The 23,106-nt window shown below is 56.4% G+C and carries 25 protein-coding genes and 1 tRNA gene; 19 read left to right on the top strand and 7 right to left on the bottom strand.

Features of this window, described 5'->3' with window-relative positions; genetic code table 11:
* Positions 1-14: 14 nt before the first annotated feature.
* The 8 genes from bamC to NJC38_RS13695 all read left to right on the top strand — a co-directional run bounded on the left by bamC (position 15) and on the right by NJC38_RS13695 (position 6,999).
* Entirely contained in the window at positions 15-1,136 is a 1,122-nt protein-coding gene (gene bamC / locus NJC38_RS13730; protein WP_045488989.1) for an outer membrane protein assembly factor BamC, read from the top strand.
* Positions 1,137-1,895, top strand: coding sequence for an MBL fold metallo-hydrolase (locus tag NJC38_RS13725; RefSeq protein ID WP_253115179.1), 759 nt, complete (start codon positions 1,137-1,139; stop codon positions 1,893-1,895).
* A gap of 27 nt (positions 1,896-1,922) precedes the next feature.
* Positions 1,923-2,633 carry a phosphoribosylaminoimidazolesuccinocarboxamide synthase gene (purC, locus tag NJC38_RS13720; RefSeq protein ID WP_045488992.1) on the top strand — a complete coding sequence of 237 codons (711 nt, stop codon included), beginning with the start codon at positions 1,923-1,925 and terminating at the stop codon, positions 2,631-2,633.
* An 81-nt stretch (positions 2,634-2,714) separates the two neighbouring features.
* Positions 2,715-2,804: transfer RNA gene (locus NJC38_RS13715), tRNA-Ser, on the top strand.
* A 394-nt stretch (positions 2,805-3,198) separates the two neighbouring features.
* On the top strand, positions 3,199-4,053 hold the full coding sequence (locus tag NJC38_RS13710) for a hypothetical protein (protein ID WP_253115178.1): 855 nt from the start codon (positions 3,199-3,201) through the stop codon (positions 4,051-4,053).
* Between the two features lie 36 nt (positions 4,054-4,089).
* A complete protein-coding gene (locus NJC38_RS13705; RefSeq protein WP_253115177.1) occupies positions 4,090-5,091 on the top strand; it encodes a GGDEF domain-containing protein in 1,002 nt (333 codons plus the stop codon).
* Between the two features lie 136 nt (positions 5,092-5,227).
* The gene (locus tag NJC38_RS13700) at positions 5,228-5,629 is read left to right on the top strand and encodes a hypothetical protein (protein WP_253115176.1); all 402 of its coding nucleotides are present in this window, start codon (positions 5,228-5,230) and stop codon (positions 5,627-5,629) included.
* 56 nt (positions 5,630-5,685) lie between these two features.
* The gene (locus NJC38_RS13695) at positions 5,686-6,999 is read left to right on the top strand and encodes a PAS domain-containing methyl-accepting chemotaxis protein (RefSeq protein WP_253115175.1); all 1,314 of its coding nucleotides are present in this window, start codon (positions 5,686-5,688) and stop codon (positions 6,997-6,999) included.
* Between the two features lie 89 nt (positions 7,000-7,088).
* On the opposite strand, the gene NJC38_RS13690 is transcribed toward NJC38_RS13695, so the two are convergent.
* Complete coding sequence (locus NJC38_RS13690) at positions 7,089-7,934, bottom strand: phytanoyl-CoA dioxygenase family protein (RefSeq protein WP_253115174.1); 846 nt, start codon at positions 7,932-7,934, stop codon at positions 7,089-7,091.
* A 116-nt stretch (positions 7,935-8,050) separates the two neighbouring features.
* On the opposite strand from NJC38_RS13690, the gene NJC38_RS13685 reads away from it, so the two are divergent.
* From NJC38_RS13685 to NJC38_RS13665, 5 genes are read left to right on the top strand one after another with little or no spacing between them, the layout of a single operon-like run.
* The gene (locus tag NJC38_RS13685) at positions 8,051-8,707 is read left to right on the top strand and encodes an acetyltransferase (RefSeq protein ID WP_253115173.1); all 657 of its coding nucleotides are present in this window, start codon (positions 8,051-8,053) and stop codon (positions 8,705-8,707) included.
* A 7-nt stretch (positions 8,708-8,714) separates the two neighbouring features.
* Positions 8,715-9,638 (top strand): hypothetical protein, encoded by a 924-nt coding sequence (locus NJC38_RS13680; protein WP_253115172.1) that lies wholly within the window; start codon positions 8,715-8,717, stop codon positions 9,636-9,638.
* Entirely contained in the window at positions 9,631-10,410 is a 780-nt protein-coding gene (locus NJC38_RS13675; protein ID WP_253115171.1) for a TylF/MycF/NovP-related O-methyltransferase, read from the top strand. The genes NJC38_RS13680 and NJC38_RS13675 overlap by 8 nt, the downstream gene beginning before the upstream one ends.
* Positions 10,411-10,418: 8 nt before the next feature.
* Entirely contained in the window at positions 10,419-11,198 is a 780-nt protein-coding gene (locus NJC38_RS13670) for a phytanoyl-CoA dioxygenase family protein (protein WP_253115170.1), read from the top strand.
* A gap of 2 nt (positions 11,199-11,200) precedes the next feature.
* Positions 11,201-11,929 (top strand): class I SAM-dependent methyltransferase, encoded by a 729-nt coding sequence (locus tag NJC38_RS13665; protein ID WP_253115169.1) that lies wholly within the window; start codon positions 11,201-11,203, stop codon positions 11,927-11,929.
* 3 nt (positions 11,930-11,932) lie between these two features.
* On the opposite strand, the gene NJC38_RS13660 is transcribed toward NJC38_RS13665, so the two are convergent.
* The 3 genes from NJC38_RS13660 to NJC38_RS13650 form a co-directional block, all read right to left on the bottom strand.
* Positions 11,933-12,634 (bottom strand): WbqC family protein, encoded by a 702-nt coding sequence (locus tag NJC38_RS13660; RefSeq protein WP_253115168.1) that lies wholly within the window; start codon positions 12,632-12,634, stop codon positions 11,933-11,935.
* A complete protein-coding gene (locus NJC38_RS13655; protein ID WP_253115238.1) occupies positions 12,631-13,752 on the bottom strand; it encodes a DegT/DnrJ/EryC1/StrS family aminotransferase in 1,122 nt (373 codons plus the stop codon). The genes NJC38_RS13660 and NJC38_RS13655 overlap by 4 nt, the downstream gene beginning before the upstream one ends.
* Positions 13,753-13,827: 75 nt before the next feature.
* Positions 13,828-15,141 carry a glycosyltransferase gene (locus tag NJC38_RS13650; protein WP_253115167.1) on the bottom strand — a complete coding sequence of 438 codons (1,314 nt, stop codon included), beginning with the start codon at positions 15,139-15,141 and terminating at the stop codon, positions 13,828-13,830.
* A 291-nt stretch (positions 15,142-15,432) separates the two neighbouring features.
* Between NJC38_RS13650 and gvpU the strand changes: the two genes are divergently transcribed.
* The 5 genes from gvpU to NJC38_RS13625 all read left to right on the top strand — a co-directional run bounded on the left by gvpU (position 15,433) and on the right by NJC38_RS13625 (position 20,723).
* Positions 15,433-15,906: a gas vesicle accessory protein GvpU gene (gene gvpU / locus NJC38_RS13645; RefSeq protein WP_253115166.1), complete on the top strand. Its 474-nt coding sequence runs from the start codon at positions 15,433-15,435 to the stop codon at positions 15,904-15,906.
* A 536-nt stretch (positions 15,907-16,442) separates the two neighbouring features.
* Complete coding sequence (locus NJC38_RS13640) at positions 16,443-18,134, top strand: NAD-dependent malic enzyme (protein ID WP_253115165.1); 1,692 nt, start codon at positions 16,443-16,445, stop codon at positions 18,132-18,134.
* Between the two features lie 143 nt (positions 18,135-18,277).
* The gene (gene rnd / locus NJC38_RS13635) at positions 18,278-19,411 is read left to right on the top strand and encodes a ribonuclease D (protein ID WP_253115164.1); all 1,134 of its coding nucleotides are present in this window, start codon (positions 18,278-18,280) and stop codon (positions 19,409-19,411) included.
* Positions 19,408-19,701, top strand: a complete 294-nt coding sequence (locus NJC38_RS13630) for a YcgL domain-containing protein (RefSeq protein WP_045489014.1) — start codon at positions 19,408-19,410, stop codon at positions 19,699-19,701. The genes rnd and NJC38_RS13630 overlap by 4 nt, the downstream gene beginning before the upstream one ends.
* A gap of 89 nt (positions 19,702-19,790) precedes the next feature.
* The gene (locus NJC38_RS13625) at positions 19,791-20,723 is read left to right on the top strand and encodes a D-2-hydroxyacid dehydrogenase (protein ID WP_253115163.1); all 933 of its coding nucleotides are present in this window, start codon (positions 19,791-19,793) and stop codon (positions 20,721-20,723) included.
* Between the two features lie 114 nt (positions 20,724-20,837).
* Here the strand turns inward: NJC38_RS13625 and NJC38_RS13620 are convergent, their stop codons facing one another.
* Positions 20,838-21,431 carry a nitroreductase family protein gene (locus NJC38_RS13620; RefSeq protein WP_253115162.1) on the bottom strand — a complete coding sequence of 198 codons (594 nt, stop codon included), beginning with the start codon at positions 21,429-21,431 and terminating at the stop codon, positions 20,838-20,840.
* Positions 21,432-21,633: 202 nt separating this feature from the next.
* On the opposite strand from NJC38_RS13620, the gene NJC38_RS13615 reads away from it, so the two are divergent.
* Complete coding sequence (locus tag NJC38_RS13615; RefSeq protein ID WP_253115161.1) at positions 21,634-22,083, top strand: YcgN family cysteine cluster protein; 450 nt, start codon at positions 21,634-21,636, stop codon at positions 22,081-22,083.
* Positions 22,084-22,087: 4 nt separating this feature from the next.
* Here NJC38_RS13615 and NJC38_RS13610 read toward each other — a convergent pair whose 3' ends face one another.
* Both NJC38_RS13610 and NJC38_RS13605 read right to left on the bottom strand, forming a co-directional pair.
* On the bottom strand, positions 22,088-22,486 hold the full coding sequence (locus NJC38_RS13610; protein WP_253115160.1) for a DUF2892 domain-containing protein: 399 nt from the start codon (positions 22,484-22,486) through the stop codon (positions 22,088-22,090).
* Positions 22,487-22,531: 45 nt separating this feature from the next.
* On the bottom strand, positions 22,532-23,068 hold the full coding sequence (locus NJC38_RS13605; protein ID WP_045489027.1) for an RNA methyltransferase: 537 nt from the start codon (positions 23,066-23,068) through the stop codon (positions 22,532-22,534).
* Positions 23,069-23,106: the final 38 nt, after the last annotated feature.

Below are 23,106 nucleotides of genomic sequence, written 5' to 3'. Positions count from 1 at the left end.
GGAAGTACAACGCAATGAAGCGATTGGCCGGACTTTCCGCACTTGCCCTGATCATCTCCAGCACCAGTGGTTGTGGCTGGGTATGGGGCCCAGACGGTTACTTCCGTGATCGCGGCAGCGATTACCTGGAAGCGACCCAGACAGCACCGATGCAGGTGCCAGCCGATATCAGTGGTGCCAAGCGCCTCGATCCGCTGCTGCCGATTCCGCGCAACGTTGCCGATAGCACCCACAAAGGTGAATACGTCGTGCCGCGTCCGCAACCGCTGAGCACTTCCTTGGCCGAGGCCGGCGATTTCAGCCTGCAGCGTAACGGCGAAGCACGTTCGATCCTGGCCCAACGCCCGCCGGCCGAAGTCTGGCCGGTGGCGCACCAGTACTTCGAAGACAATGGTTTCCGGATCGCTGAAGAGCGCCCGCAGACCGGTGAGTTCACCACAAGCTGGCAGCGTGGCGACGAACTCTCGGCTTCGGTGGCTCGTCGTCTGGCCGGTGGTGGTAGCCCCGCTGACGGCGAAACCCGCGTACGGGTACGTATCGAGCCTGGCGTGCAGCGCAACACCAGTGAAATCTACGTGGTCAGCGTTTCCCGTGCCGCGGGCAGCACCAGCGATGTCGAGTTTCCGGCGCGCAGCGCCAACCTCGGCGTTGACGCTTCGCTGACCGACGACCTGCTGGCCAGCCTGAACCGCAATGCCGGGCAGGGCGGTTCGGTGTCGCTGCTCGCTGCGCGTGACTACGATGCCCCGAGCCGCGTGGCCCTGGGCTCGGACGGTAGCGGTAACCCGGTCCTGAATGTGGGTGAAGACCTTGATCGTGCCTGGTCCAGTGTCGGTCGTGCGCTGGAACAGGGAGACTGGCGCGTTGAAGACATCAACCGCAGCCTGGGTCTGTATTACATCAACCTGGCAGAGCGGGCCAAGACGCCTGAAAACGAATCCGGTGGCTTCTTCAGTGGTCTGTTCGGCAGCAAGCCGACCAAGGAAGAGCTTGAAGCGCGTGCCGAGCGTTATCAGGTGCGCCTGAGCAAGGTCGGTGACAGCGTCCAGGTGACGGTCGAGAAGAACATCAACACCGTGGCACCTGCCGATGTGGCGCGTCGCGTGTTGAGCATCATTCAGGATCACTTGGGCTAAGTGCGCTTCGCGGTCCTCGGCAGCGGCAGTCGTGGCAATGCCACGCTGGTCGCAAGCCACGATACTTATGTGTTGGTCGATTGCGGCTTTTCGCTGCGTGAGACCGAGCGACGCCTGGCCCGGCTGGGCGTCGCTGCAGAACAGCTCAGTGCGATTCTGGTGACCCACGAACATGCCGATCATGTGCATGGCGTGGGTTTGCTGTCTCGGCGCTACAATGTGCCGGTGTACCTCAGTCGCGGGACGTTGCGCGGCATGCGCAAGCCTGTGGAGGCCGCGGCACTGCTCAGCGCCGGCGAGTCGCTGCGCATTGGCGCGCTGGACATCGACGTGGTGTCGGTCGCCCACGATGCGCTGGAGCCAACCCAGTTTGTCTTCAGCGACGGGCAGCGGCGCTTTGGCCTGCTGACCGACCTGGGGTCATATTGCACGGACGTATTGCAACGCTATCAGGGCCTGGATGCCCTGATGATCGAAGCCAACCATTGCCGCGATCTGCTTGCCAGAGGGCCTTATCCGGTCTTTCTCAAGCAGCGGGTGGGAGGCCACACAGGACATTTGAACAATCATCAGGCCGCGAGCCTGGTGAGCGAGCTGGGATGGCAGACACTGCAACACCTGGTGCTGGCCCATCTGAGCAGCAAGAACAACCGGCCGCAGTTGGCCCGGCAATGTTTCGTCGATACCCTCGGGTGCGACCCGGACTGGCTGCAACTGGCCGATCAAGATTGTGGGCTCGACTGGCGACAGATCGCCTAGCCCAATCATTAGCAAGCGGAGCCCATCATGGAAAAGCGCGAAGAACTCTACCGCGGTAAAGCCAAATCGGTTTACAAGACCGATGACGCCGACCGTTTGATCCTGCTGTTTCGTAACGACACCTCGGCGTTCGACGGCAAGCGTATCGAGCAACTGGACCGCAAAGGCATGGTGAACAACAAGTTCAACGCCTTCATCATGCAGAAGCTCGAAGAGGCCGGCGTGCCGACCCAGTTCGACAAGCTGCTGGGTGACAACGAAGCACTGGTCAAGAAGCTCGACATGATCCCGGTCGAGTGCGTCGTGCGTAACTACGCTGCCGGCAGCCTGGTCAAGCGTCTGGGCGTTGAAGAAGGCCTGAAGCTTGAGCCTTACACCTTCGAACTGTTCCTCAAGGACGACGCCAAGGGTGACCCGTTCATCAACGAATCTCACGTGGTGGCATTCGGTTGGGGCACCGCCGAGCAACTGGCGCGCATGAAAGAGCTGTCGCTGAAGGTCAACGAAGTGCTGAGCAAGCTGTTCGACGACGCTGGCCTGCTGCTGGTCGACTTCAAGCTGGAGTTCGGTGTGTTCCACGGCCAGATCGTGCTGGGCGACGAGTTCAGTCCTGATGGCTGCCGCCTGTGGGACAAGGAAACCCGCAAGAAGATGGACAAAGACCGTTTCCGTCAGGGGCTGGGCGACGTCATCGAAGCCTATGAAGAAGTCGCGCAGCGTCTGGGCGTGCCACTGTAAGTTTGCAAGCGCTTGATACCACGAAAAAAATTGTAGAAATGTCTCGACAACTACGATCAAGCTGGTATGATGCGCGCCATTGGAGAGATGCCGGAGTGGTCGAACGGGACGGATTCGAAATCCGTTGTACTGGCAACAGTACCTAGGGTTCAAATCCCTATCTCTCCGCCATACAACGAAAAGCCCCGCAGATGAAAATCTGCGGGGCTTTTTCGTTTCACTGCTGCTGCATGCTTTTGAGCATCATCCTTGGCCCGGTATCAGCCAACTGTATCGCGTGGCATGGTCTGCTGATTTCAGCCGGTTGCCGTTTGTATAGATCTTGGCAGTTATCCTACAACTGCGTCAGACATCATATAAATTTAATTGGTTTGCCATACCCATTAACAAGTTAAGGGTATAGCGGCTTGATTGGATCCAGAGATATCATTTTTATCTACCACTCGCCCGGATGATGTAAAACATTTTTGGGGTGGAAATATGTCTGGTATCAAATCGGTTACCATGGGCCCGGTATTGTCTGACGATCCACGCATTTAAACCCTGATTGTGGGCAAGGTTATTTATGGATGGCGCGCAATTAAGAGCCTGCCTGGAGGCTGAGGTAGATGAACTGTATGCCCAAGGTAATATTGATTCGCTCATCAAGCAGCATTATCAGTATCTGGGGCAGTACTATAAAGTTCGGCCGTTCTTTTATAAGAATGTTCTGAAATTTGACAGGTTTATGGTGGTGTTGGCCATGTTGACCAACTATTACGATGAGCATCTTCCTTCGCTGTCAAAGGTTCGCGAGTTGTGTTTGCAGCGTGGTTACCTGTCCAAAAACAGCCTGGAGTCGTATTTCTCCTTTTTCATTATTTCCGGTTACATGGAGGTGACGCATCACCCGGATGATCGACGGCTCAGGATTTACAGGCCTTCTGTGCGGGCCATGGCTGAGGCCGTCAATATCGTCAGTGCCTATTACTTTCCGGCGCTCGGTATGACCGATACCTGTGATGGCTCTGCAAAGGTCAGTGGACGAACGGTAGAGGCGTTCTTTCGCGGCTTCAAGCGGATTCTGGATGCTGACATCACCCTTGACATGCTGCTGCCGGAAAGCCGCTGGCTGATTAATCGCGACGGCGGGCACATGCCGATGCTGGCCCTGTTCGTCGAGGCGCTGGAAAAGCAGGCCAAGGCCGGGTCGGGTTGCAAAAGGTCGAGCTACGGAGAAATGTCTGCCGGGCTTGCGGTGTCGAGCACTCATTTGATCAGGCTGGTGAGGGAGGGTGAAACGAAGGGCTATTTCACAACGGCCAAGAGCACCTTGGAACTGTCGGAAAGCTTCATGCAGTTGGTGCGAAAAATGATGCTGATCAACTTCGCTATTACCCGAGTAAGCATCCGGCTGGGTGAACAGCACACCGGCCAATAAGGAGGCACATGAAGACCAACATGGAGCAGGGTAAAGTTGCAGCGAACTCAAGACAGGCGAATCAGAACGGTGTTGCATGGCGGTATTGTGCGTGCGGAGTGTCTGGCGATTTCCAGTTGGTGTGTGGTGCAGTGGGTCATTTACTCCCGTCAGACAGTGATCGAGGCGCTCCTGCTGTTTTTTCTGATGATTGCCATCAGTCTTGTCCAGACATTTACCCGTAGCGATAAAGTCTGGCGGCTGGCGGGTGTGATATTTGTTCTGGTGTTTTCTGCATCTTACAAGTTTTTATTTGTTTCGCACCCCGAGCTGTATCAGGCGTTTTCATTGGCTTTTGCAGTCATTGCCGTATTGGGCGCTTCGTTGCTGATACGCAGTCCTCATGATTACACGGTCACTGCGTTATTGACCTGGTTGATTATCTGGCCCGTCCCACCCTTGGCGGTGCCGGACGCCAATCTGTATGTCGTTATCTTTGCCCTGTTTTCCGTCGCGTTGGGTGGGCTTAACAATTATTCGTTCATGGATTCTCTGAGGAGCATTTTGGCGGCCGAGCAACAGTATCGGGTCATGGCTGAAACCGACTATCTGACCGGTATCTACAACCGTCGTGCGTTCATGGCGCGTTTCGAGCGCCTGGCGCTGTCCGTGCGGGGCGGGTGCTTTCTGATGATTGATATCGATAACTTCAAGCGTGTCAACGATGGCTGGGGGCATGACGTCGGTGATCAGGTTCTGTGTGCCCTGGCGCGTTGCCTGGATCAGGTGCAAGGCAGTCACTGTCATGGGCGCCTTGGTGGCGAGGAGTTCGGTGTGCTGCTCGATACGCGTAATACCCAGGAGGCCGTCGCTTATACCGAGCGCCTGCTGCAGGCGGTGCGCGGCTGCGACTTTTTGCCCTGCAGGTTCACCGTGAGTGCGGGCCTGGTGTCTTTCGAGCGGGGGGCGGATGTCTCGCACGTGCTCAAAAGCGCTGATCGCAAACTTTACGAGGCCAAGAGTGCCGGTAAAGACAACTTCAAGATGCAGGTGTGCTGAGCGTTCGGCTGCTATCGCTCATACCGCTGTAGAAACCATCGCGATAGAGCAGGGAGGTGCCATGAGGCACAGCATAGCGACAGCCGTTGCCGATCTGGAGTCCGGTGTCGCGCATCTGAAAGGTCAAGTGTCATGCATGTTACTGAAGATCAACCAGGTCGATTGCGCCATTGACATTGCCAAGTCGCTGCTGGCCAGCACAGATCGGTTGATGGGCGGGCCCCAGGCCAATGCGAGCAGTTTGAGTGACCCGTCCTGTGTTCATCTCAAGGGCGAGTTGTTGAGGCTTATTGCGGTCGTCGAGGAGGGCGTCAGAAGAGTTCTGGGGCTGACCGGCATGTTGATCGACGACGTTCGTCAGAGACTGTTGATCATCAGTCGGGTGTTTTGCGAGTTCGATTCAGCGCGTGGTCGTTTGAATGCCCTGAAGACGGTGCTGGATGACGTCGAGTCGTTATGTGTCTCGATTCTGGCGCGATCCAGCGTTCAGTTGCTGGCGCTTGATGCCTTGAAACAGAACAAGGGCGCCCTTGAGTGACCACTTGGCAGGTTCTGCCGGTGGCTCATTCGCCGTAACCATTGCGAGGTGTGAGTATGTTCGACCGACGCTTGAAACAAGAGCTGATAAAGCGCGATAACCAGTTACGGCAGTTACAGCAACTTGGCGCACAGCTGGATGCGGGCATGCTCTCAGTGCGCCTGGGTCCGGATTTGAAAGTCATGGCATTCAACAGCGCATTTGCCGATTCGCTGGGGCGCGTGCCTGAGCGGCTGCATGGCCAGAGTCTGCAGCAGCTCATGCCAACCTCAGGCAGCACCGCGAGGCTCTTCGCAGCGCTGGAAGACGCGCTGAAGTTGTCAAAGCCTGTGCATGATCGTTACCGGTTTATACGCACCGATGGCGGCACGGCCTGGCTGAGCCTGCATTGGCTGCCGGTGTATGACGATGCGGGCCGTCTCGAACATGTGCAGGGTTACGGTTCGGCTATCACCGACATGGTCGAGCAGATCAGCGATCATTCGCAAATCCTGGCGGCGCTGCTCAGGTCCACGGCGGTAATCCAGTTCAATGCCGACGGCACCGTGATCACCGCCAACGATCAATTCCTGCAGAGCATGGGGTATTCGCTGGCGCAGATCCAGAAACGTCATCACCGGATCTTCTGCGCAACGGATTATGCCGCCTCTGCCGAGTACGTGGCGTTTTGGGAAAGGCTGCGGCAGGGTGAATACGTGGCGGGCCGGTTTTGCCGGCTGCACAATCGTGGTCATCCGGTCTGGCTGGAGGCTTCCTATAATCCGGTCTATGACGCTGAAGGGCGGCTGTACAAAGTGGTCAAGTTCGCCAGCGTCGTGACCGACCAGGTGAGCCGCGAGGCACAGGTCAAAAGCGCTGCACAGATCGCCTACGATATTTCGCGCCAGACCGAGACCCGCGCCGCGCAGGGTACTGAGGTCGTACAGCAGGCCATCAAAACCATGAAATCCATCGCCGGTCAGATGCAATCGGCGACCGCCAGCATGCAGGCTTTGGGCGACCAGTCGTTGCTGATCAGCAGCATGGTGGAGAAGATCAGCGCGATTGCTTCGCAGACCAATCTGCTTGCCCTCAACGCGGCTATCGAGGCTGCGCGTGCCGGTGAGCAAGGTTGGGGCTTTGCAGTCGTGGCCGATGAGGTGCGTCAACTGGCCGGGCGCACCAGCGCGGCCACCGGTGAAATCGTCCAGATTGTCCAGCACAACAAGACCCTGGCTGACAAGGCGGTCGAAGACATCCAATCCAGTCGGACAAAGGCCGAGCAAGGCCTGCTGATGGCCGAGCAGGCCGACACCGCGATCATCGATATTCGCAATGGGGCCATTGAGGTGGTTCAGGCTGTAGGAAGGGTCACGGTGGATTTGGGTTGAGAGTTATGACGGAAACCTCAATGCTCGTGGGTGGGGCGTCGCTGTGATTCCTGTGCAACGCCTGTGAGTATGGGGGGCGAAACGGCTGATTACTCGCCCTCGCGGGCATACATGGCACGGACCTGTTCGACGCTTGGGAAATTTTCGGTAATAAAGCCGCGCTGCATGGACTTGTGCTGGGTAAATGGATATTCACGCTCTACAAATGACCGTTCACTGGCATTCTCATAGCGCCCGCTGACTGAAATTCTAATGCGTTCATCTCCGTCCCGGGACGAGCGATGAATCGTAAAATTCGACATCAAGCAAACGCCCCCCTTGCCGACACAGATAGGAACGAAGTCTTCTTCTGTGAAATGTGTGTCGCTGACCTTGAGAACGTGCTGCTCTTGCGCACCGCTAAGCAGACCTAGAAGGTGGCTCTTTGGTATTACTTCCATGGTGAACAAGTGCGGATCAATATCCATGAACGGAATCCAGGTGGTAATGGTGTCCAGGCTGCCTTGCACCGATGTCCAGTCCTGATGGGCATCAAAGCCTTGATACCCCCCGGGGATTATGAGTTTCTTGGACATCAGGTGCAGCACCGGGGTGGTCTGGAACAGTGGGGTGGTGATGCCCAGGTCGGCGGTCACATCTCGCAATCGCTCCGTAGTCATCAGTTGGTAAACCCCATAGAGTTTGGAGCACATGCGCAAGGTTGCGAGATAGAGCTCCACGCTTGCTCCAAACACGGTGATCATGTTCTGGTGCAGGGAGTCAAGGGTCGTGCCAGCGGCGACAGGCAGAGCCAAGCGCTCCAACTGCTGGGCGAACGCCAGATTAAAATGGGTAAGAGTTTCGTCCAGGGATCGAGGGTCAAAAATGTCCTCGGCTATCAGATAACCCTGCTCGCGATAAAAGCGGATTTGATCTCGATCAAGAATCTTTCCCATCTTCCCCGTTCCCTTTTCGTTACGTCAGCGGAAGTGCTATCGTGGAAATCATTATACACAGCGTACCTCTCACGTCGTTTTGACCTGACTCACTCTCGAATGCTCAGGGTGCCATGATGCAAAAGGTTGTCATTTTTGGAGTACTCGATACAGCACAGTTGGCGCACTACTACCTAAAAAAAGACCCATCGGTAGACGTCGTCGGCTTCACTGTCAACGAGCGTTATCTCCCCGAATCGAGGTATTTCGAGGGGCTGCCGGTCGTGCCGTTCGAGTCTCTCCATGAGTATTTTCCCTGTGCTGAGTACAAACTGTTCGCGCCGATGACCGGTCGCAAGATGAACCGTCAGCGGGAGTCGGTTTACCTTCAAGGTAAAGAAAAAGGCTATGACTTTATCTCCTATGTCAGCCCTCAGGCGACGGTAAATGACAACGTGATCGGCGAGAATTGTTTCATTCTCGAAGACAATACCCTGCAGCCGTTCACCACCATCGGCAACAATGTGGTCATGTGGAGCGGTAACCATATCGGTCATCATGGTGAAATCCGTGATCATGCATTTTTCACGTCCCATGTCGTTCTGTCTGGGCATTGCTTGGTCAATTCTTATGCCTGGTTCGGCGTTAATTCGACCATTACCAATAATTGTACGATCGGCGAGGGCACCTGTGTGGCTATGGGGGCGCTGATTTCTAAAGACACTCAACCTTGGCAGTTATATATCGGCGCCCCGGCGCGCGCGGTGAAAAGCAGTCAGGACCTGGATTTTTAGGTAGAGCATGGCCTGGAAGAAACTCGGTAGAATTTTTGACCCGGATATAGACTGGATTGGCTCTCATGCTCAGGTGCCTACGGCACTTGTGCTCGAAGATGTTGTGCGGGTATTTATCTCTACCCGCAATACGCAGGGTAAAAGCCTGTGTTATGCAGTCGATCTGGACAAGCAGGATCCACGCAAGGTCGTGGCCCGTCATCGCGAGCCATGCCTTGGTTTTGGCGTTCCTGGCACCTTCGATGATGAGGGTGTAATGCCAAGTTATGCGGTACAAAAAGACGGTCGCACTTATCTGTACTACAGCGGCTGGAATCAACGTTTAACCGTGCCTTACCACAATGCCATGGGGGTTGCGGTGTCTGATGACGACGGCCTGCACTTCGATAAAGTGTTCGAAGGTCCGATCATGGATCGCACTGCTACCGAGCCTTATTTGGCTGTGACACCTACGGTCTTGCTTGACGATGGACTGTGGAAAATGTGGTATGTCTCCGGTATTCGCTGGCTGGAGGTAAGTGGTAAGTACGAGCCGCTTTATGTGATCAAGTATGCCGAGTCGAGAGATGGTTATGACTGGGTCCGTTTTACGCAACAGTGTCTTGAGTCTCGTTTCGAGACCGAAGCTTTTTCCCGTCCTTGTGTGATCAAGGAAGGCGGGATGTTCAAAATGTGGTTTTGCTCCCGCGCTTCTGAGGATTACCGTAACGGCGCGGGCTCTTATCGGATCCGCTATGCCGAGTCGGTTGATGGTAAGGCCTGGGTCCGTCATGACGATGACGGCATTGCACCTTCTGCTGAAGGCTGGGATTCGCTGATGACGTGCTACCCGTTCATCTTCGAAATTAATTCTCAAAAATACATGCTGTACAACGGCAACCGTTTCGGGACCAGTGGCTTCGGCTTGGCCCAGTGGAGTGATGATGAGTAACGAACAGGTTCAAGACGATGTCTACAAGCTCGAGTCTACGGCGTCGGATTTGCAGTACGCATTCCGCGAGAAGCTGCGTGACATGTACCTGAATAGCCCGTTGTCGGATGACGATGTGTTGTTTAATATCGGTTTGTATACGCGTAGTTCAGTGCTGGTAAAGTTCATTGTGCTGAGCGATCTGTACAAACGATTCAAACATCTTCCTGGCATGATTTGCGAGTTCGGTACCTGGTATGGACACAATCTAGTGCTGCTTGAGAATCTGCGCGCTATGTATGAGCCGTTTAACAAGCAGCGCCAGATTGTCGGCTTTGATACCTTTGAAGGTTATTCTGCGCCGGGCGAAAAGGATCGCAAAGAGAGTGGCGTGTGGGTGGAAAATTCTTATTCCACGCAGTCTAGTTATAAAGATTATCTTAGTGAGCTGTTGCAGGTTCATGAAGGCAACAACGTGCTGGGTCATAAGCGCGGCGTACATCAATTGGTCGCAGGTGATGTGTGTCAGACCGCACCGGATTACTTCAAGGCCAATGCGTCGGCCATCATTGCTTTTGCTTATTTTGATATGGGCCTGTACGAGCCGACGCTGGCGGCGCTGAAAGCGATAAAACCGCATTTGGTGTCTGGCAGCGTGCTGCTTATGGATGAGTTGACCTGGCCTGAATCCCCGGGCGAGGCGCTGGCGTTCAAGGAGGTCTTCACGCCTGCCGAATATAGCCTTGAAAAATGCGAGCTGTATCCGTCCAAGTGCATTGTAGTGATCAAGTAAGGGGATTTATGATTACCACCGAGGTTTTCGACCAGTGCATGGCAGAGAAAGGGTGGGTCATTTTCGAGCAAGCGATTCATCCTGCCATCGTTGAGCAGATGCGCGAAGATATTCACAAAGCATACATTGTTTGTCGTGATTATCAGATCAAAAATGGTATTGATCAAGACACCAGCTTTACGGTGCATCACTTACTTGGCCAGTTCGATAGCTTTCTCGATTGCCTTCAGGCGTACCCTATTTATGGGTTTATAGAGCGTTACTTCGCTGGTCAGTTCATTCTCAACTCTTTCGGCGGTGCTATCAATACTCGTGACAGTCAGTCTTACGCACAGCGTGTACACCGGGATATTCGCTCTTATTCCGGGGAGATGCCCCTGTTGCTCAATACTCTTGTCATGCTTGATGATTTTACAGCGGATAATGGTGCAACCTGGATGCTTTCCGGGTCGCATAAAGCCGAAGCCAAACCGGATGATGAGTACTTCAAAGCTTATGCCGAACAAGCTATTGCACCGGCTGGCAGCATTCTGATGTTCAACTCGAATGTCTGGCATGCTGGCGGTAGCAACCTGACCGATCAGGTACGGCGTTCGGTCACGCCGATGTTTTCCAAACCGTTCATGAAGCAGCAATTTGATTACCCACGCGCCATAGGCTACGACCGAGGAGCTGACTTCGATGCGGTGCTGCGCCAAGTAATAGGCTACAACTCGCGAGTACCTGCGACGCTGGATGAGTGGTACCAACCACCTGCCAAGCGTATGTACCACTCCAATCAGGGCTAACTATGTCACGCGATTTGAACACTGAATACCAAGACACAGAAAATCGCCTGTACGCTTACGATTTCGACTACATCCATCGTGATTACATGATCAAGGCGCTCAAGGGAAGTCTCCGTCCGGGCAATGCTTTGGAAATGGGCTGTTATCACGGTGCGTTCACCAAGAAATTGTTACAGGTATTTTCGGATGTGACGGTGCTTGAAGGCTCCTCTGACCTGATCGAGATTGCCCGCCAAAACGTTGCTAATGAGCATGTGACGTTTATTCTTGATCAGTTCGAGAGCGCCACGCTGGAGAGCTGTTTCGACAATATCTTCTTGATCCATACACTCGAACACCTGACCGAGCCACAATCAGTCCTTAGGAAAGTGCGGGAGTGGTTGGCGCCGGGCGGGCGCTTGTTTATTGTCGTGCCTAATGCCAATGCGGCGTCGCGGCAGATCGCCGTGGGCATGGGTTTGATTGACTTCAATGCTGCCGTTACCGAGGGAGAACGCAAGCATGGTCACCGCTGCACTTACAGCCTCGACACTCTTGAGCATGAGGCTTTGCGAGCGGGTTTTCAGGTAATGCAGCGCGGTGGTATTTTGTTCAAACCTATGGCCAATTTTCAGTTCGATGCAGCTTTGCGCGCGGGAATCATTGATCAAGCGTTTTTTGACGGTTGTTTCGCAATGGGTATGAGGTACCCTGACCTGACCGCCAGTGTGTATGTGGTCTGTGAGGCATGAGTCTCACAGATAGTCGTAGGCCGCCAGGTGCGGCCCTATGCCTTCTGTACCGACTTCCATCAGCGTATCAATTATCGATAGGTATGGCGTAAATGCCTTGCCACGCTGGCGGTAGGGCAGTGGCTGCATGGCGATGAACTTCAAGTCGATACCGGCATTGGCGAAAGCCGATGGCTGGTACAATGACTGGCCGCCCTGAGCGTTGATGTAGCGAGTGGCACCTTCCTGACGGCAGATATCCAGAATCCGCTCTTGCGCAGTCAGATGTGCATTTCCGTAGACTTGACTGCTGGGCACAATTCGTGTTTTGAGGCCCATGAAGTTTGCGAGTGCCTGGATTTGATGGGTGAGAAATTGCGCAAGATTATTATTTTCGTAATTCAGTATGCGCTCGACCAAAGGAAGCACCTGGTCAAAGCAGGGGGCTTTGCGATAAGCCATTTCCACGCTCGCCAGCATACGGCGCTGCCACTGTTCGGTAGGGGCAATCTTAATTTCATTGATCTTGCGGTTCTGCGATGCTCGCAAGAGCGGTAAGGTGATCAAGCCTGGCTCGTCATTGATCAGGATTCTGTTACGATTGATCCAGCCCCGGTTGATGTAGTTCACATCGTCGTAGATCACAAAGCAGTCCGAAGCCAAGAGCAGTTGCCAGTAGCCAATGTAGGGCAACAAATATGGCTGCATGATTGCAACGGCGCTCATACGGCGGCCTGTGCAATCAAGTCGATGATGAAATCGACGCTTTCGTGCTCAAGGTTGGGGTAGATTGGCAGGCAGATGACTTGCTCTACGACCCTGTGTGCAACCGGCAAGTTTTCAGCACTAGAAGAGTGGTGTCCGCAGTACATGGGAAGGCTGCTGATCAGAGGCTGAAAGTAGCGTCGACCGTGAACGTTGTGCGCCGCCAAGTGGGCAAATAGTTTGTCGCGATTCAGTGGGTATTCCGGGCCTACCAGAATCGGGAAGTAAGCGTAGTTGGCGACAGTTTCACCTGCACCTTCGATACATCGAATACCGGGTATGCCGCTCAGGCCTGTGCGGTAACGTTGGTCGATCAGTCGACGATTGTTCAGGGCTTCGTCCAGGCTTTTCAGTTGCAACAGTCCGAAGGCGGCGTGGATCTCGCTGAGCTTGCCATTGGCGCCGGTGAACTCGACGGTATTGCCGTCGGGCGATAGGCCGAAGTTTTTCAACTGATCGATACGCCGCTTAGTCGTTTCGTCGTGGCAGATGATCGCACCGCCTTCCACAGTACTGAATACCTTGGTGGCGTGGAAGCTCAGGACTGCCAGTTCGCCATGGTTGAGGAGGCTCCCAGTGGTGTCGCGTACCCCGAAGGCATGAGCTGCGTCGTAGATTACCTGCAGGTTGTGACGTCGTGCGATTTTGCGTATTTCCTGGACTGCACAGGGGTGGCCATAACAATGCACTGGCAGGATTGCCGTGGTCTTGTCGGTGATAGCTGCCTCGATTCGCGCAGGATCAATGTTTAAAGTACCCGGATCGATATCTACAAATACTGGCGTGAGATTGTTCCACAATAACGAATGGGCAGTGGCCACGAACGAGTATGGTGTGGTGATGACTTCGCCACTCAGGTTGGCCACTTGCAGCGCGGTTATCAACGCCTGGGTCCCGTTACAGAAAAGCGAAATGTATTCGACGCCCAGGTATTCACAGAGTGCCGTTTCGAGCCGCTGATGCATCGCCCCACCATTTGTCAGTATGCGGCTGTCCCAGATCTCCTGCAGGTAAGGTGTGAAGGCTTCCAGTCGGGGCAGTGCGGGCTGGGTTACGAAAATCGGCTTCCGGTCAGTCATGGGCAGTTTTGTTCCTTTGGCCGTTATGGGTGCTTGCTGGCCTTTCATTTTTTGGCTCCATGCACAATACGGAGGTCAGAGCGATTTATCGAACTCATGGCGAGCCCAGAAGTCGCGCATGATATTCCAGCAGCGCCGTGACTCAGATTGTGCAGCGCTACCGTAAAGCACTTGGCATTGTTCGCCGTGAATACGGAAACTACTCAGCGGCTTGATCAGGTAAATCGTATTACCCCGCAATGCAAGATTGAGGAAGATTGCAACATCCGAGGCCCAGGCGATAGGCTGTTCGTCTACCGACATGAAGTCAGGCGTGATCTCCAACATATCTGCGCGACGAAACATTACTGTGCTCGGCTCACCGACAAAATTGACTTCAGTCTGCATCAGTGCTGTGCCCAGCGACAAGCCTTCGATCATCGCGTCGTCCGCTACCGGCGCTTGGGTCGCGGCAATATCGGGTAGCGGTGCTCCGTGTTGGTCGATGCGCTGGCGTTTGGAGGTCACGAGCGTGATATCCGGATAGCGACGGAAACTGTCAAGCATCCGCTCTACGCACTCAATATCCAGCAAGTCGTCATCATTAAGAAATTTGATGAATTCGCCCTTTGCTTCGTTCAGGCAAAGCACATGATTGAGGCGACCGATGTCCTTGCCCGCATCCGGGTTGCGAACGTAGCGGATACGATGGTCGAACTGGCCGATCTCAGCGCAGATGTTCTCGATCATGTCCGTCGGACAATCGTCGCATACAACAATCTCCAGATTTTGGTAGGTCTGGTTTTGCGCGCTTTGCAGTGCTTCGTGCAGATGCTCGACTTTATAAGTAGGCATTACGATGCTCACCAATGGCTCTGCATTCGCAGCCAGTTGGCGTTGTGGCTTGCGCAATTCCAATATCAGTTGCCCTGATGCTGGGGTATCCAAACCATTGAATTTCGGATCACAACTGCTATTCGTCTCACTGGCTTCAACAGGCTCCAGGCCCACCATCTTGCATACTTTCGTCAATTCTTCGGCATCGTAGATCCAGGCGCATTGGCGTAACACGCTATTGAGCCGCTCGCCATTGCTAATCCCGGGTGTCTCGGATAGTGCAGGAGCGTTGAGGTAACGGGTGACCAGCGTTTCAAGGTCACGGGTGATCAGACGAATCACGCCGCCAGGTTGCAGGACTCGACGGCACTCGTGCAATAGGCGAATACCTTGATTGCGGCTAAGACGTTCGAGTAGATGGGCGCTGTAAATCCCCGAGACAGTACATCTCTCCCAAGGCAACGCTTTGTTGGGGTCTAACAGGAAATCAGCGCCTTTGGCATCCAAGTCTATATTCAAGAAGCCTTCACGCAGGTGAGTGGCACAACCGAGGTTCAGGTAAATGGGGTGCATAGTTCTCGTTTCGAAAAGGTGATCAGGGACTCGTCCGCCGCAGCCTTTGTATCGGCTGCGATCAGTGAATCATGATTGTGTTTTGCAGGCTTGTCCCTTGCACCGTAGGTCACATTCAGAAGTAACAAGCGTTTTAGCGTTTTCCCGGCCGACTGCATGTCATCCATCTGGTCTATTCTCCCTGCAAGTGCATACGCTATCGGGGGCTTCCTACGGTTGCGCAGCACCCTCCGCTGTCGCCCGAAGTGCCACACGGCCTCGGTTCACTCAGTTGCATGCAAGGAGTTGCAAATGACCGATGTAGATCAAGCAGAACAAGCCCCTTCGCTTCCGGATCAAGGCTACGATGAGCTGATCGCCCAGTTTCAGGCACAGGGTCGGCAGATTGATTGGCTGCTGCAGTGGCTGGTCAGGTTTGTGGTGAGTACCAAGGTCGAGCTGGGTGTCACCCTGTCGGTCGGTGGAAATCTGCTGTCAGGACATCTTGTTTCTCATGATGCCTATTTTGATCAACTGGCCGAGGAACTGGCGGCGCCTTTTGGTCAATTTCACAACGGTACTGATCAATCAATGAAGGAAATGATTCTGTCGTTCAAACCCGGTGAGCTGGCTGAGGACGATAATCACGCCTTCCACTTCATTCATCTCAAAGACGCCAAAACCTACTCTTCGGACCAGAGCCCGATCTGCGAAACCGGTGTGCTGTGGCGTGGCCGCATCGCTGCGGTAGACGGCTTCAGTATCGGTCGGATCGTGACTCATTGATGGCAGCTGTCCGGCGCGGTGCAAGCCTCGCCGGCGGTTCACTTTATCAACGGGCAAAGAAAAGCCCGCCGGATGGGGGGAGCGGGCTTAAGGTTCACACTTGGGAGCGACTTCAAGATGCAACAGCCGCTGTGAAAAGTTCGTGAACTTCATGTCATGGTTTTGCAGTCTGTTAGTTTTTGTTTTTTTGTTCGCCAAGGCTGGGTTTCGGCCGTCGTTGCGAATGCCCGCTGAATTTCCCACGTCGACGTTCTCCAGCGCCAAATCAGCGCGCGCCGTCGTCATTGGCCGTTGTCGTCAGATGGCAACAAAATCTGTGCAGCGTGGTGCAGGCGATCTCGCTGAAAACTGTCGTTTTTTAGCGACAATATGTCGCAGCGGGGCGGGTGTCGCGAGTAATATGTGCGGCCTGTATTGCTCACCGAATTTTTCCGGTATGGCCTGAGAGAGCTGGCAAAAAAACAATAACGCAACACGCCAGGTTGCACGCCCCGGTCTTGCACAGAATTTACGAGAGACGAAAAGGCGAAGAAGAAATGACCAATACCACACGACCGCTGTACATTTCCTACGCAGGTCCTTCCCTGTTGGAAATGCCCCTTCTGAACAAGGGCAGTGCGTTCACTCCGCAAGAGCGGATCGATTTCAACCTGATCGGCTTGTTGCCACAAAACGTGGAAACCATCGAAGAACAGGTGACCCGGGCCTACAGCCAGTATCAGCAGTGCGCCAGTGATCTGGACAAGCACATCTTCCTGCGCTCGATCCAGGACAACAACGAGACGCTGTTCTTCCGTCTGCTGGACGCGAATCTGGAACAGATGCTGCCGATCATCTACACCCCGACGGTCGGTCAGGCGTGTCAGGAATTCTCCAAGATCTACCGCACCCACCGCGGCCTGTTCATTTCCTATCCTGACCGCGATCGTATCGACGACATCCTGCGCAGCGCGACCAAGGACCGGATCAAGATCATCGTGGTAACCGACAGCGAGCGCATTCTCGGTCTGGGCGACCAGGGCATCGGCGGCATGGGGATCCCGATCGGCAAATTGTCGTTGTACACCGCCTGCGGTGGGGTCAGCCCGGCCTACACCCTGCCGATCGTGCTGGATGTCGGCACCAACAACCGTGAATTGCTGGATGACCCGATGTACATGGGCTGGCGCCACGAGCGGGTGACCGGCAAGGAGTACGAAGACTTCGTTGCGCTGTTCATCGAAGCGGTACAGCGCCGCTGGCCGGACGTGCTGCTGCAGTTCGAAGACTTTGCCCAGGCCAACGCCATGCCGTTGCTGGACAAATACCGCGACGTGCTGTGCTGCTTCAACGATGACATTCAGGGCACCGCGTCCGTGGCGGTGGGTACGCTGCTGGCGGCCTGCAAGGCCAAGCAGGAAACCCTCGGCCAGCAGAAAGTGGTGTTTCTGGGCGCCGGTTCCGCCGGTTGCGGTATCGCCGAACACATCATCGCCGCCATGCAGGTCGAGGGCCTGAGCGAGGCCCAGGCACGCAAGCGGATCTTCATGGTCGACCGTTTCGGTCTGCTCACCGAGGGCATGGATAACCTGCTGGACTTCCAGAAGCGCCTGGCGCAGCAGTCTGCTGACGTGGCCGGTTGGGCAAGCGCCGGTCAGGACTATGCGTCACTGCTGGATGTGGTCAGCAACGCTGGCGCCACCGTACTGATCGGGGTTTCGGGTCAGCGTGGCCTGTTCAGCGAAGAAGTGATCCGTGAGTTGCACAAGCACTGCCCGCGTCCGCTGGTGATGCCACTGTCCAACCCGACCTCCAAGGTCGAGGTCACGCCTGAGGAAGTCCTGCGCTGGACCGACGGCCAGGCCCTGGTTGCCACCGGTAGCCCGTTTGCCCCGGTGAACATCAACGGTCGCACCGTACACATTGCCCAGTGCAACAACTCGTACATCTTCCCGGGCATCGGTCTGGGTGTCCTGGCGTGCAAGGCTTCGCGAATCAGCGACCGCATGCTGATGGCAGCCTCGAACGCCCTGGCCGAATGCTCGCCTATGGTGACCGGGGAGGGCGATGCGGTGTTGCCGCCGCTCAAGGACATTCAGCAGGTCAGCCGCAAGATCGCTCTGGCCGTGGCCAAAGAGGCCCAGGCCGAAGGGTTGGCGCTGGAAACGCCGGAAGACGTTATTCTCGACGCCATCGAGCGCAACTTCTGGACGCCTGAGTACCGTACCTACCGTCGGCGTTCCAACTGACCGACAGCCGGGGCGCGCAATGCGCCCCGGCCTCCTGCAACATCTGCTCAATACTATGAAGATTGTGCAAAGACTTGCCGGCTGATGCGCGACAAGCTCCCACGGCGATATATACTGCGCGCCATTATCCAAGGGAGAGCCGTGTGGCCATCGATATTCACTGGATCCGCGACGACGACAGCCTTGCCCGCCAATGCACGCAATGGCAGTCCCTGCCGTTTATCGCCGTCGACACCGAATTCATGCGGGTCGATACCTTCTATCCGATCGCCGGTTTACTGCAGGTCGGATATGGCAACAACGCCTGGCTGATCGATCCTTTGCTGATCAACGACTGGCACCCGCTGGCGGTACTGCTGGAAGACCCGGCCGTTACCAAAGTTCTGCATGCCTGCAGTGAGGACCTCGAGGTCCTGTTGCGCCTCACCGGCAGCCTGCCGCTACCGTTGTTCGATACCCAACTGGCAGCCGGTTACCTGAACATCGGCTTTTCGATGGGCTATTCGCGGCTGGTGCACGCGGTGCTGGACATCGAACTGCCCAAGGGCGAGACCCGTTCCGACTGGCTGCAGCGGCCACTGTCCGATACGCAGGTCAGCTATGCGGCAGAAGACGCCATGCATCTGGCCGAGCTGTTCAACAAGTTGCAGCCACAGCTATCGGCCGAGAAGTACGCCTGGGTTCTGGAAGACGGCGCCGAACTGGTCGCCAATCTGCGTCGCGAAAGCGATCCGCGCGAGGCTTACCGCGAGGCCAAGCTGGCCTGGAAGCTGTCTCGTCAGCAATTGGCGGTGCTGCGTGAGCTGTGCACCTGGCGTGAGCAGCAGGCGCGGATTCGCAACCAGCCGCGTAATCGTATCCTGCGTGAAGCTTCGTTGTGGCCGTTGGCCAAGACCCAGCCGGATCAGCTCACCACGCTGGCGCGCATCGAAGACATGCACCCGCGTACCGTGCGTCAGGATGGCGAGTTTCTCTTGCAACTGATCAAGAGCGCGGGCAATACCCCTGCCGAGCAATGGCCGGCGCCGCTGCCGGAGCCGCTGCCGATCGAAGCCTCGGCCATGCTCAAGTCATTGCGCGCCATCGGCCAGCAGTACGCCGAGCGCCTGGATATGGCGCCGGAATTGATGCTGCGCAAGAAAACCCTGGAGTTGCTGCTCAAAAGCGGCTATCCCCAAGGGCCTTACCAATTACCCGATTCGCTGCGTGGCTGGCGCCGTGAGTTGATGGGCCAGGCACTGCTCGACAGCCTGGCCAGTGTCGGAGAACAGCCTTGAAACGTATTTGCTCCATCTATCGCAGCCCCAAGAAGAACGAGATGTACCTGTACGTCCTGAAAAGTGACGTGCTCAGCCGTGTACCTGAGGGTTTGCTGACCGCGTTCGGCAAGCCGCAGCATGCCTTTGACCTGGTCCTGAGCCCTGAGCGTGCGCTGGCGCGTGAGGACATCACCAAGGTGCTGGAAAACCTCGACAACCAGGGTTATCACCTGCAAATGCCGCCTGCCGAAGAAGAATACATCGAGCATTTGCCCGAAGAACTGCTGCGTCGCAACGATCCGGTGTGATCGTGTCTGCCGGCATCCGACGGGTGCCGGTCTGGTGATGCCCGGTACTTCGTATTGACCTGCCTGCCCGAATTCCAGGATTGCCTTGCATGCGCGTTCTGATCGCTGAACATGATTACGCTCTCTATACCCGACTGCTGCAACAGGCTGCCCCACAACTCGAAGTCCTGAGCAGTGGTGATTCGGCGCAGTTGGCCGAAATGGCCAGTGATGCGCCGGTCTGGCTGGGCCAGCCCGATCTGCTCGCCACGTTGTTGCGTCAGGGGCACAAACCGCAGTGGATGCAATCAACCTGGGCCGGCATCACGCCGCTGCTCAGTGAGCACCTGAGCCGTGAGTACCGGCTGACCCGTGCGGTGGGTATTTTTGGCCAGGTGATGGCCGAATATGTTCTCACTTATATGCTTGGTCATGAGCGTGAAGTGCTTGCACGGCTGATGAGCCAGGTCGAGCGCAAATGGGATAACCGCCCAGGCCATAGCCTGGCCGGGCGCAAGGTACTGATCGTTGGTGCCGGTGACATTGGTCAGAGTGTCGCGCAGTTTCTCCGGCCGTTTGGCGTGCAGTTGTTCGGCGTGGCCTCCACGGCGCGTGAGCTGCCGCCCTTTGAACAGGTCGTCACGCTGGCTGATATGGCGCAACTGCTCGGTGATATGGACTATGTGATCAATCTGCTGCCCAACACGCCGCAGACCCATGACCTGTACGATGCGAAGCTGTTCGCTTGCTTCAAGCCTTCGGCGCTGTTCATCAACACCGGGCGCGGTGTGTCGGTGGTCGATGCCGACCTGGTAGAGGCGCTCAAGGAAGGCCATCTGGCCGGTGCAGTGATCGACGTCTGCCGCCAGGAGCCCCTGCCCCGGCGTCATCCTTTTTGGACTGCTTACGGCCTGTTGTTGACCGGACACAGTTCAGCGCCCACCTCGCCACCGGCGATGGTCGAACTGTTTCTGGACAACCTGCGCGCCTTTGAAGCGGGCGAGCCATTGCGCGGTGAAGTGGATTTCGCGCGCGGTTACTGACGGCTGCGCCTGTCAAAATCCGTAGGAGCCGCCGGGCGGCGATCCGCTTCAGCGGCGAAGCCTTCGCCGCTGAAGCAGCTCCTACGAGGCCCGGTGTTTGCTGCGTGATTCAACCTACAGGCTGAAATCACCTTCGGCAGCCAGCTCGCTGACCGGCTGGCGCGGGCTCGGTACTTCACGGCCTTGCAGGTATTGCGGCAGGCTTGCCTTGTCACCGGCCTTGCCCACTGCGATCACCGCGTGAATCGCGTAGTGCTCCGGAATCTTCAGCTCTTGACGGGTCAGGTCCTGATCGAAGCCGGCCATGCCGTGGGTGTGCCAGCCGCTCAGGCTGGCCTGCAGGGCAAACAGCCCCCAGGCGGAGCCGGTGTCGAAGGTGTGCCACAGGGCCGGGCTTTCTTCGCTGGCGCCCGGTGCGGTGAAGGTGGTCTTCGACACAATGACCACCAAGGCTGAGGCGTGCTGGGCCCAGCTGCGGTTGAATTCATTGAGCAGGCCCAGGTAGCGTTCCCAGTTCGGTGTACCACGGCGCGCATACAGGAAGCGCCAAGGCTGTGAATTGTAGGCCGAAGGCGCCCAGCGCGCGGCTTCGATGAAGCTCAGCAGGGTTTCTTCCGGGATCACCGCATCGCTGAACGCCCGCGGCGACCAGCGTTGGATGAATTGCGGGTGAATGTCAAAGTCGGCAACGCGAGGATGAGTGCTCATGGCAGTCCTTGTCGTAGGGAGGGGTTGAATGACGGGCAGACAGGATGGGCCGTGGTCGGCAGGCATCAGGATGTAACAAAGCCTGTCAAAATTACTGTTTCGCACTACCAATGACAAGTCTGGCGACAGCCAGCGCTTGGCCCGCAGCAGTTGTGCCACTAGACTGGCGGCCTTTTCCTGCACCGACGCTGTTTAGCCGCCCATGACCGCCACACTCGAACCTTTCTGGATCCACAAGCGCCTCGACCAACTGAACCGGGATGAGTGGGAGTCGCTGTGCGATGGGTGCGGATTGTGCTGCCTGCAAAAGCTCGAAGACGAAGAAGACAACAGCGTCTACTACACACGCATCGCCTGCAAGCTGCTGGACCTCAAGACGTGCCAGTGTTCGGACTACCCGAACCGTCGCGAGGCCGTGCCGGACTGTATCCAGCTCACCCCAGGCCAGGCCGATGAGTTCAAGTGGCTGCCGCCGACCTGTGGTTATCGGCTGGTCAGCGAAGGCAAGGATCTGCCTGAGTGGCACCACTTGGTCAGCGGTGACCGCAAGGCGGTCCACCGCAAGCGTATCTCCCAGTCCGGACGCATGCTCAGCGAAGACAGCGTGCCTGAAGATGACTGGGAGGATTACCTGATTTTCCGCGCCGGCTAACGCTTCAGATCTCAGGCCTGGAGGTCTTCGCGGTGGCGACCTCGTCAATGACCGTCTCTTTCACCGCCTCGATCACTTTGGGCGCGGTTTTTTCGGCTTTTCTTTTCAGATGGTGCAGTTCGGCGCCGGCACGTTCGATATCGGTCCGTGCACGGTGCAGATCGCTACGGCTGTTTTCCAGCAGGCTCTTGGCCGAGCAGTGGCCGGTGATGCCACGGGCCAGAACCGCGCCGCCGATGGCCAGCTGTACCAGACCGAACAGCCCGCCCCGGCGCAGCCCTTTGCCTACCAGCGCCACGCCACCGGCCAGCGAGGTGATGCGCTCCCAGCCCTGAACGTTCTGTTCCGGGCGTTGTGGCGGGAATGGGCGGTCAATGCGTTCGATGATCGGGGTATCGCTCATGATTGCTCTCCTGACGGGTTGAACCATTACTGACTGCCAGCCAAGTCAACTGTTCCCCGAATCTGCATCAATGGCTGCGCGGGCGGCTGGCGTGGGCTCGGTGACCTTGTCACGACCGAACTGCGCACCGGAGCGGGTGTTGTTGCCCTTGGCCATGCGGTCGTAGAGCACCACATTGACCGTCGCCGCGAGGTTCATGCAGCCTTCGGTAGGGATGTACACCACGTCCTCGCACCAGTCGCGGATCTCCTGGTCCAGCGAGCCATCTTCCGGGCCGAAGATATACAGGGCGCGATCAGGGTGGGTGTACTCCGGCAAGGCGCGGGCACCTTCGACCAGCTCGACTGCCACTGGCGTGCAGCCCAGCGGCAGGATCTGTTTGAGGTCTTCAATACCGATCAGCGGGATATCCTGGTGGATCTTCTTGGTGTCGGTAACAAAGTCCCTGGCGCGCTCATAGCGTTTACCGGTGTAGAACACCGACGCCACGCCATAGCAACCGGCGGCGCGCATGACCGAGCCGACATTTTCCGGGGATTTGGGGTTATACAGTCCGATACAGGCGTAGCGTTTGTTGCCCACGGTGAAGTGCTCTGGAGAAAAGCCGGCAAGTATACGGC

It is taken from the genome of Pseudomonas sp. 21LCFQ010 (assembly GCF_024129905.1).
GTDB lineage: Bacteria > Pseudomonadota > Gammaproteobacteria > Pseudomonadales > Pseudomonadaceae > Aquipseudomonas.
Note: the sequence above shows the minus strand (reverse complement) of the source record. Positions and strands in the feature narration are given on the sequence as shown.

Bases quoted from the DNA above. Each gene is read 5' to 3' on its own strand.
- bamC (WP_045488989.1), top strand. From the start codon at position 15: ATGAAGCGATTGGCCGGACTTTCCGCACTTGCCCTGATCATCTCCAGC.
- purC (WP_045488992.1), top strand. From the start codon at position 1,923: ATGGAAAAGCGCGAAGAACTCTACCGCGGTAAAGCCAAATCGGTTTAC.
- NJC38_RS13710 (WP_253115178.1), top strand. From the start codon at position 3,199: ATGGATGGCGCGCAATTAAGAGCCTGCCTGGAGGCTGAGGTAGATGAA.
- NJC38_RS13700 (WP_253115176.1), top strand. From the start codon at position 5,228: ATGTTACTGAAGATCAACCAGGTCGATTGCGCCATTGACATTGCCAAG.
- NJC38_RS13695 (WP_253115175.1), top strand. From the start codon at position 5,686: ATGTTCGACCGACGCTTGAAACAAGAGCTGATAAAGCGCGATAACCAG.
- NJC38_RS13690 (WP_253115174.1), bottom strand. From the start codon at position 7,934: ATGGGAAAGATTCTTGATCGAGATCAAATCCGCTTTTATCGCGAGCAG.
- NJC38_RS13685 (WP_253115173.1), top strand. From the start codon at position 8,051: ATGCAAAAGGTTGTCATTTTTGGAGTACTCGATACAGCACAGTTGGCG.
- NJC38_RS13680 (WP_253115172.1), top strand. From the start codon at position 8,715: ATGGCCTGGAAGAAACTCGGTAGAATTTTTGACCCGGATATAGACTGG.
- NJC38_RS13675 (WP_253115171.1), top strand. From the start codon at position 9,631: ATGAGTAACGAACAGGTTCAAGACGATGTCTACAAGCTCGAGTCTACG.
- NJC38_RS13670 (WP_253115170.1), top strand. From the start codon at position 10,419: ATGATTACCACCGAGGTTTTCGACCAGTGCATGGCAGAGAAAGGGTGG.
- NJC38_RS13665 (WP_253115169.1), top strand. From the start codon at position 11,201: ATGTCACGCGATTTGAACACTGAATACCAAGACACAGAAAATCGCCTG.
- NJC38_RS13660 (WP_253115168.1), bottom strand. From the start codon at position 12,634: ATGAGCGCCGTTGCAATCATGCAGCCATATTTGTTGCCCTACATTGGC.
- NJC38_RS13655 (WP_253115238.1), bottom strand. From the start codon at position 13,752: ATGACTGACCGGAAGCCGATTTTCGTAACCCAGCCCGCACTGCCCCGA.
- NJC38_RS13650 (WP_253115167.1), bottom strand. From the start codon at position 15,141: ATGCACCCCATTTACCTGAACCTCGGTTGTGCCACTCACCTGCGTGAA.
- gvpU (WP_253115166.1), top strand. From the start codon at position 15,433: ATGACCGATGTAGATCAAGCAGAACAAGCCCCTTCGCTTCCGGATCAA.
- NJC38_RS13640 (WP_253115165.1), top strand. From the start codon at position 16,443: ATGACCAATACCACACGACCGCTGTACATTTCCTACGCAGGTCCTTCC.
- NJC38_RS13625 (WP_253115163.1), top strand. From the start codon at position 19,791: ATGCGCGTTCTGATCGCTGAACATGATTACGCTCTCTATACCCGACTG.
- NJC38_RS13620 (WP_253115162.1), bottom strand. From the start codon at position 21,431: ATGAGCACTCATCCTCGCGTTGCCGACTTTGACATTCACCCGCAATTC.
- NJC38_RS13615 (WP_253115161.1), top strand. From the start codon at position 21,634: ATGACCGCCACACTCGAACCTTTCTGGATCCACAAGCGCCTCGACCAA.
- NJC38_RS13610 (WP_253115160.1), bottom strand. From the start codon at position 22,486: ATGAGCGATACCCCGATCATCGAACGCATTGACCGCCCATTCCCGCCA.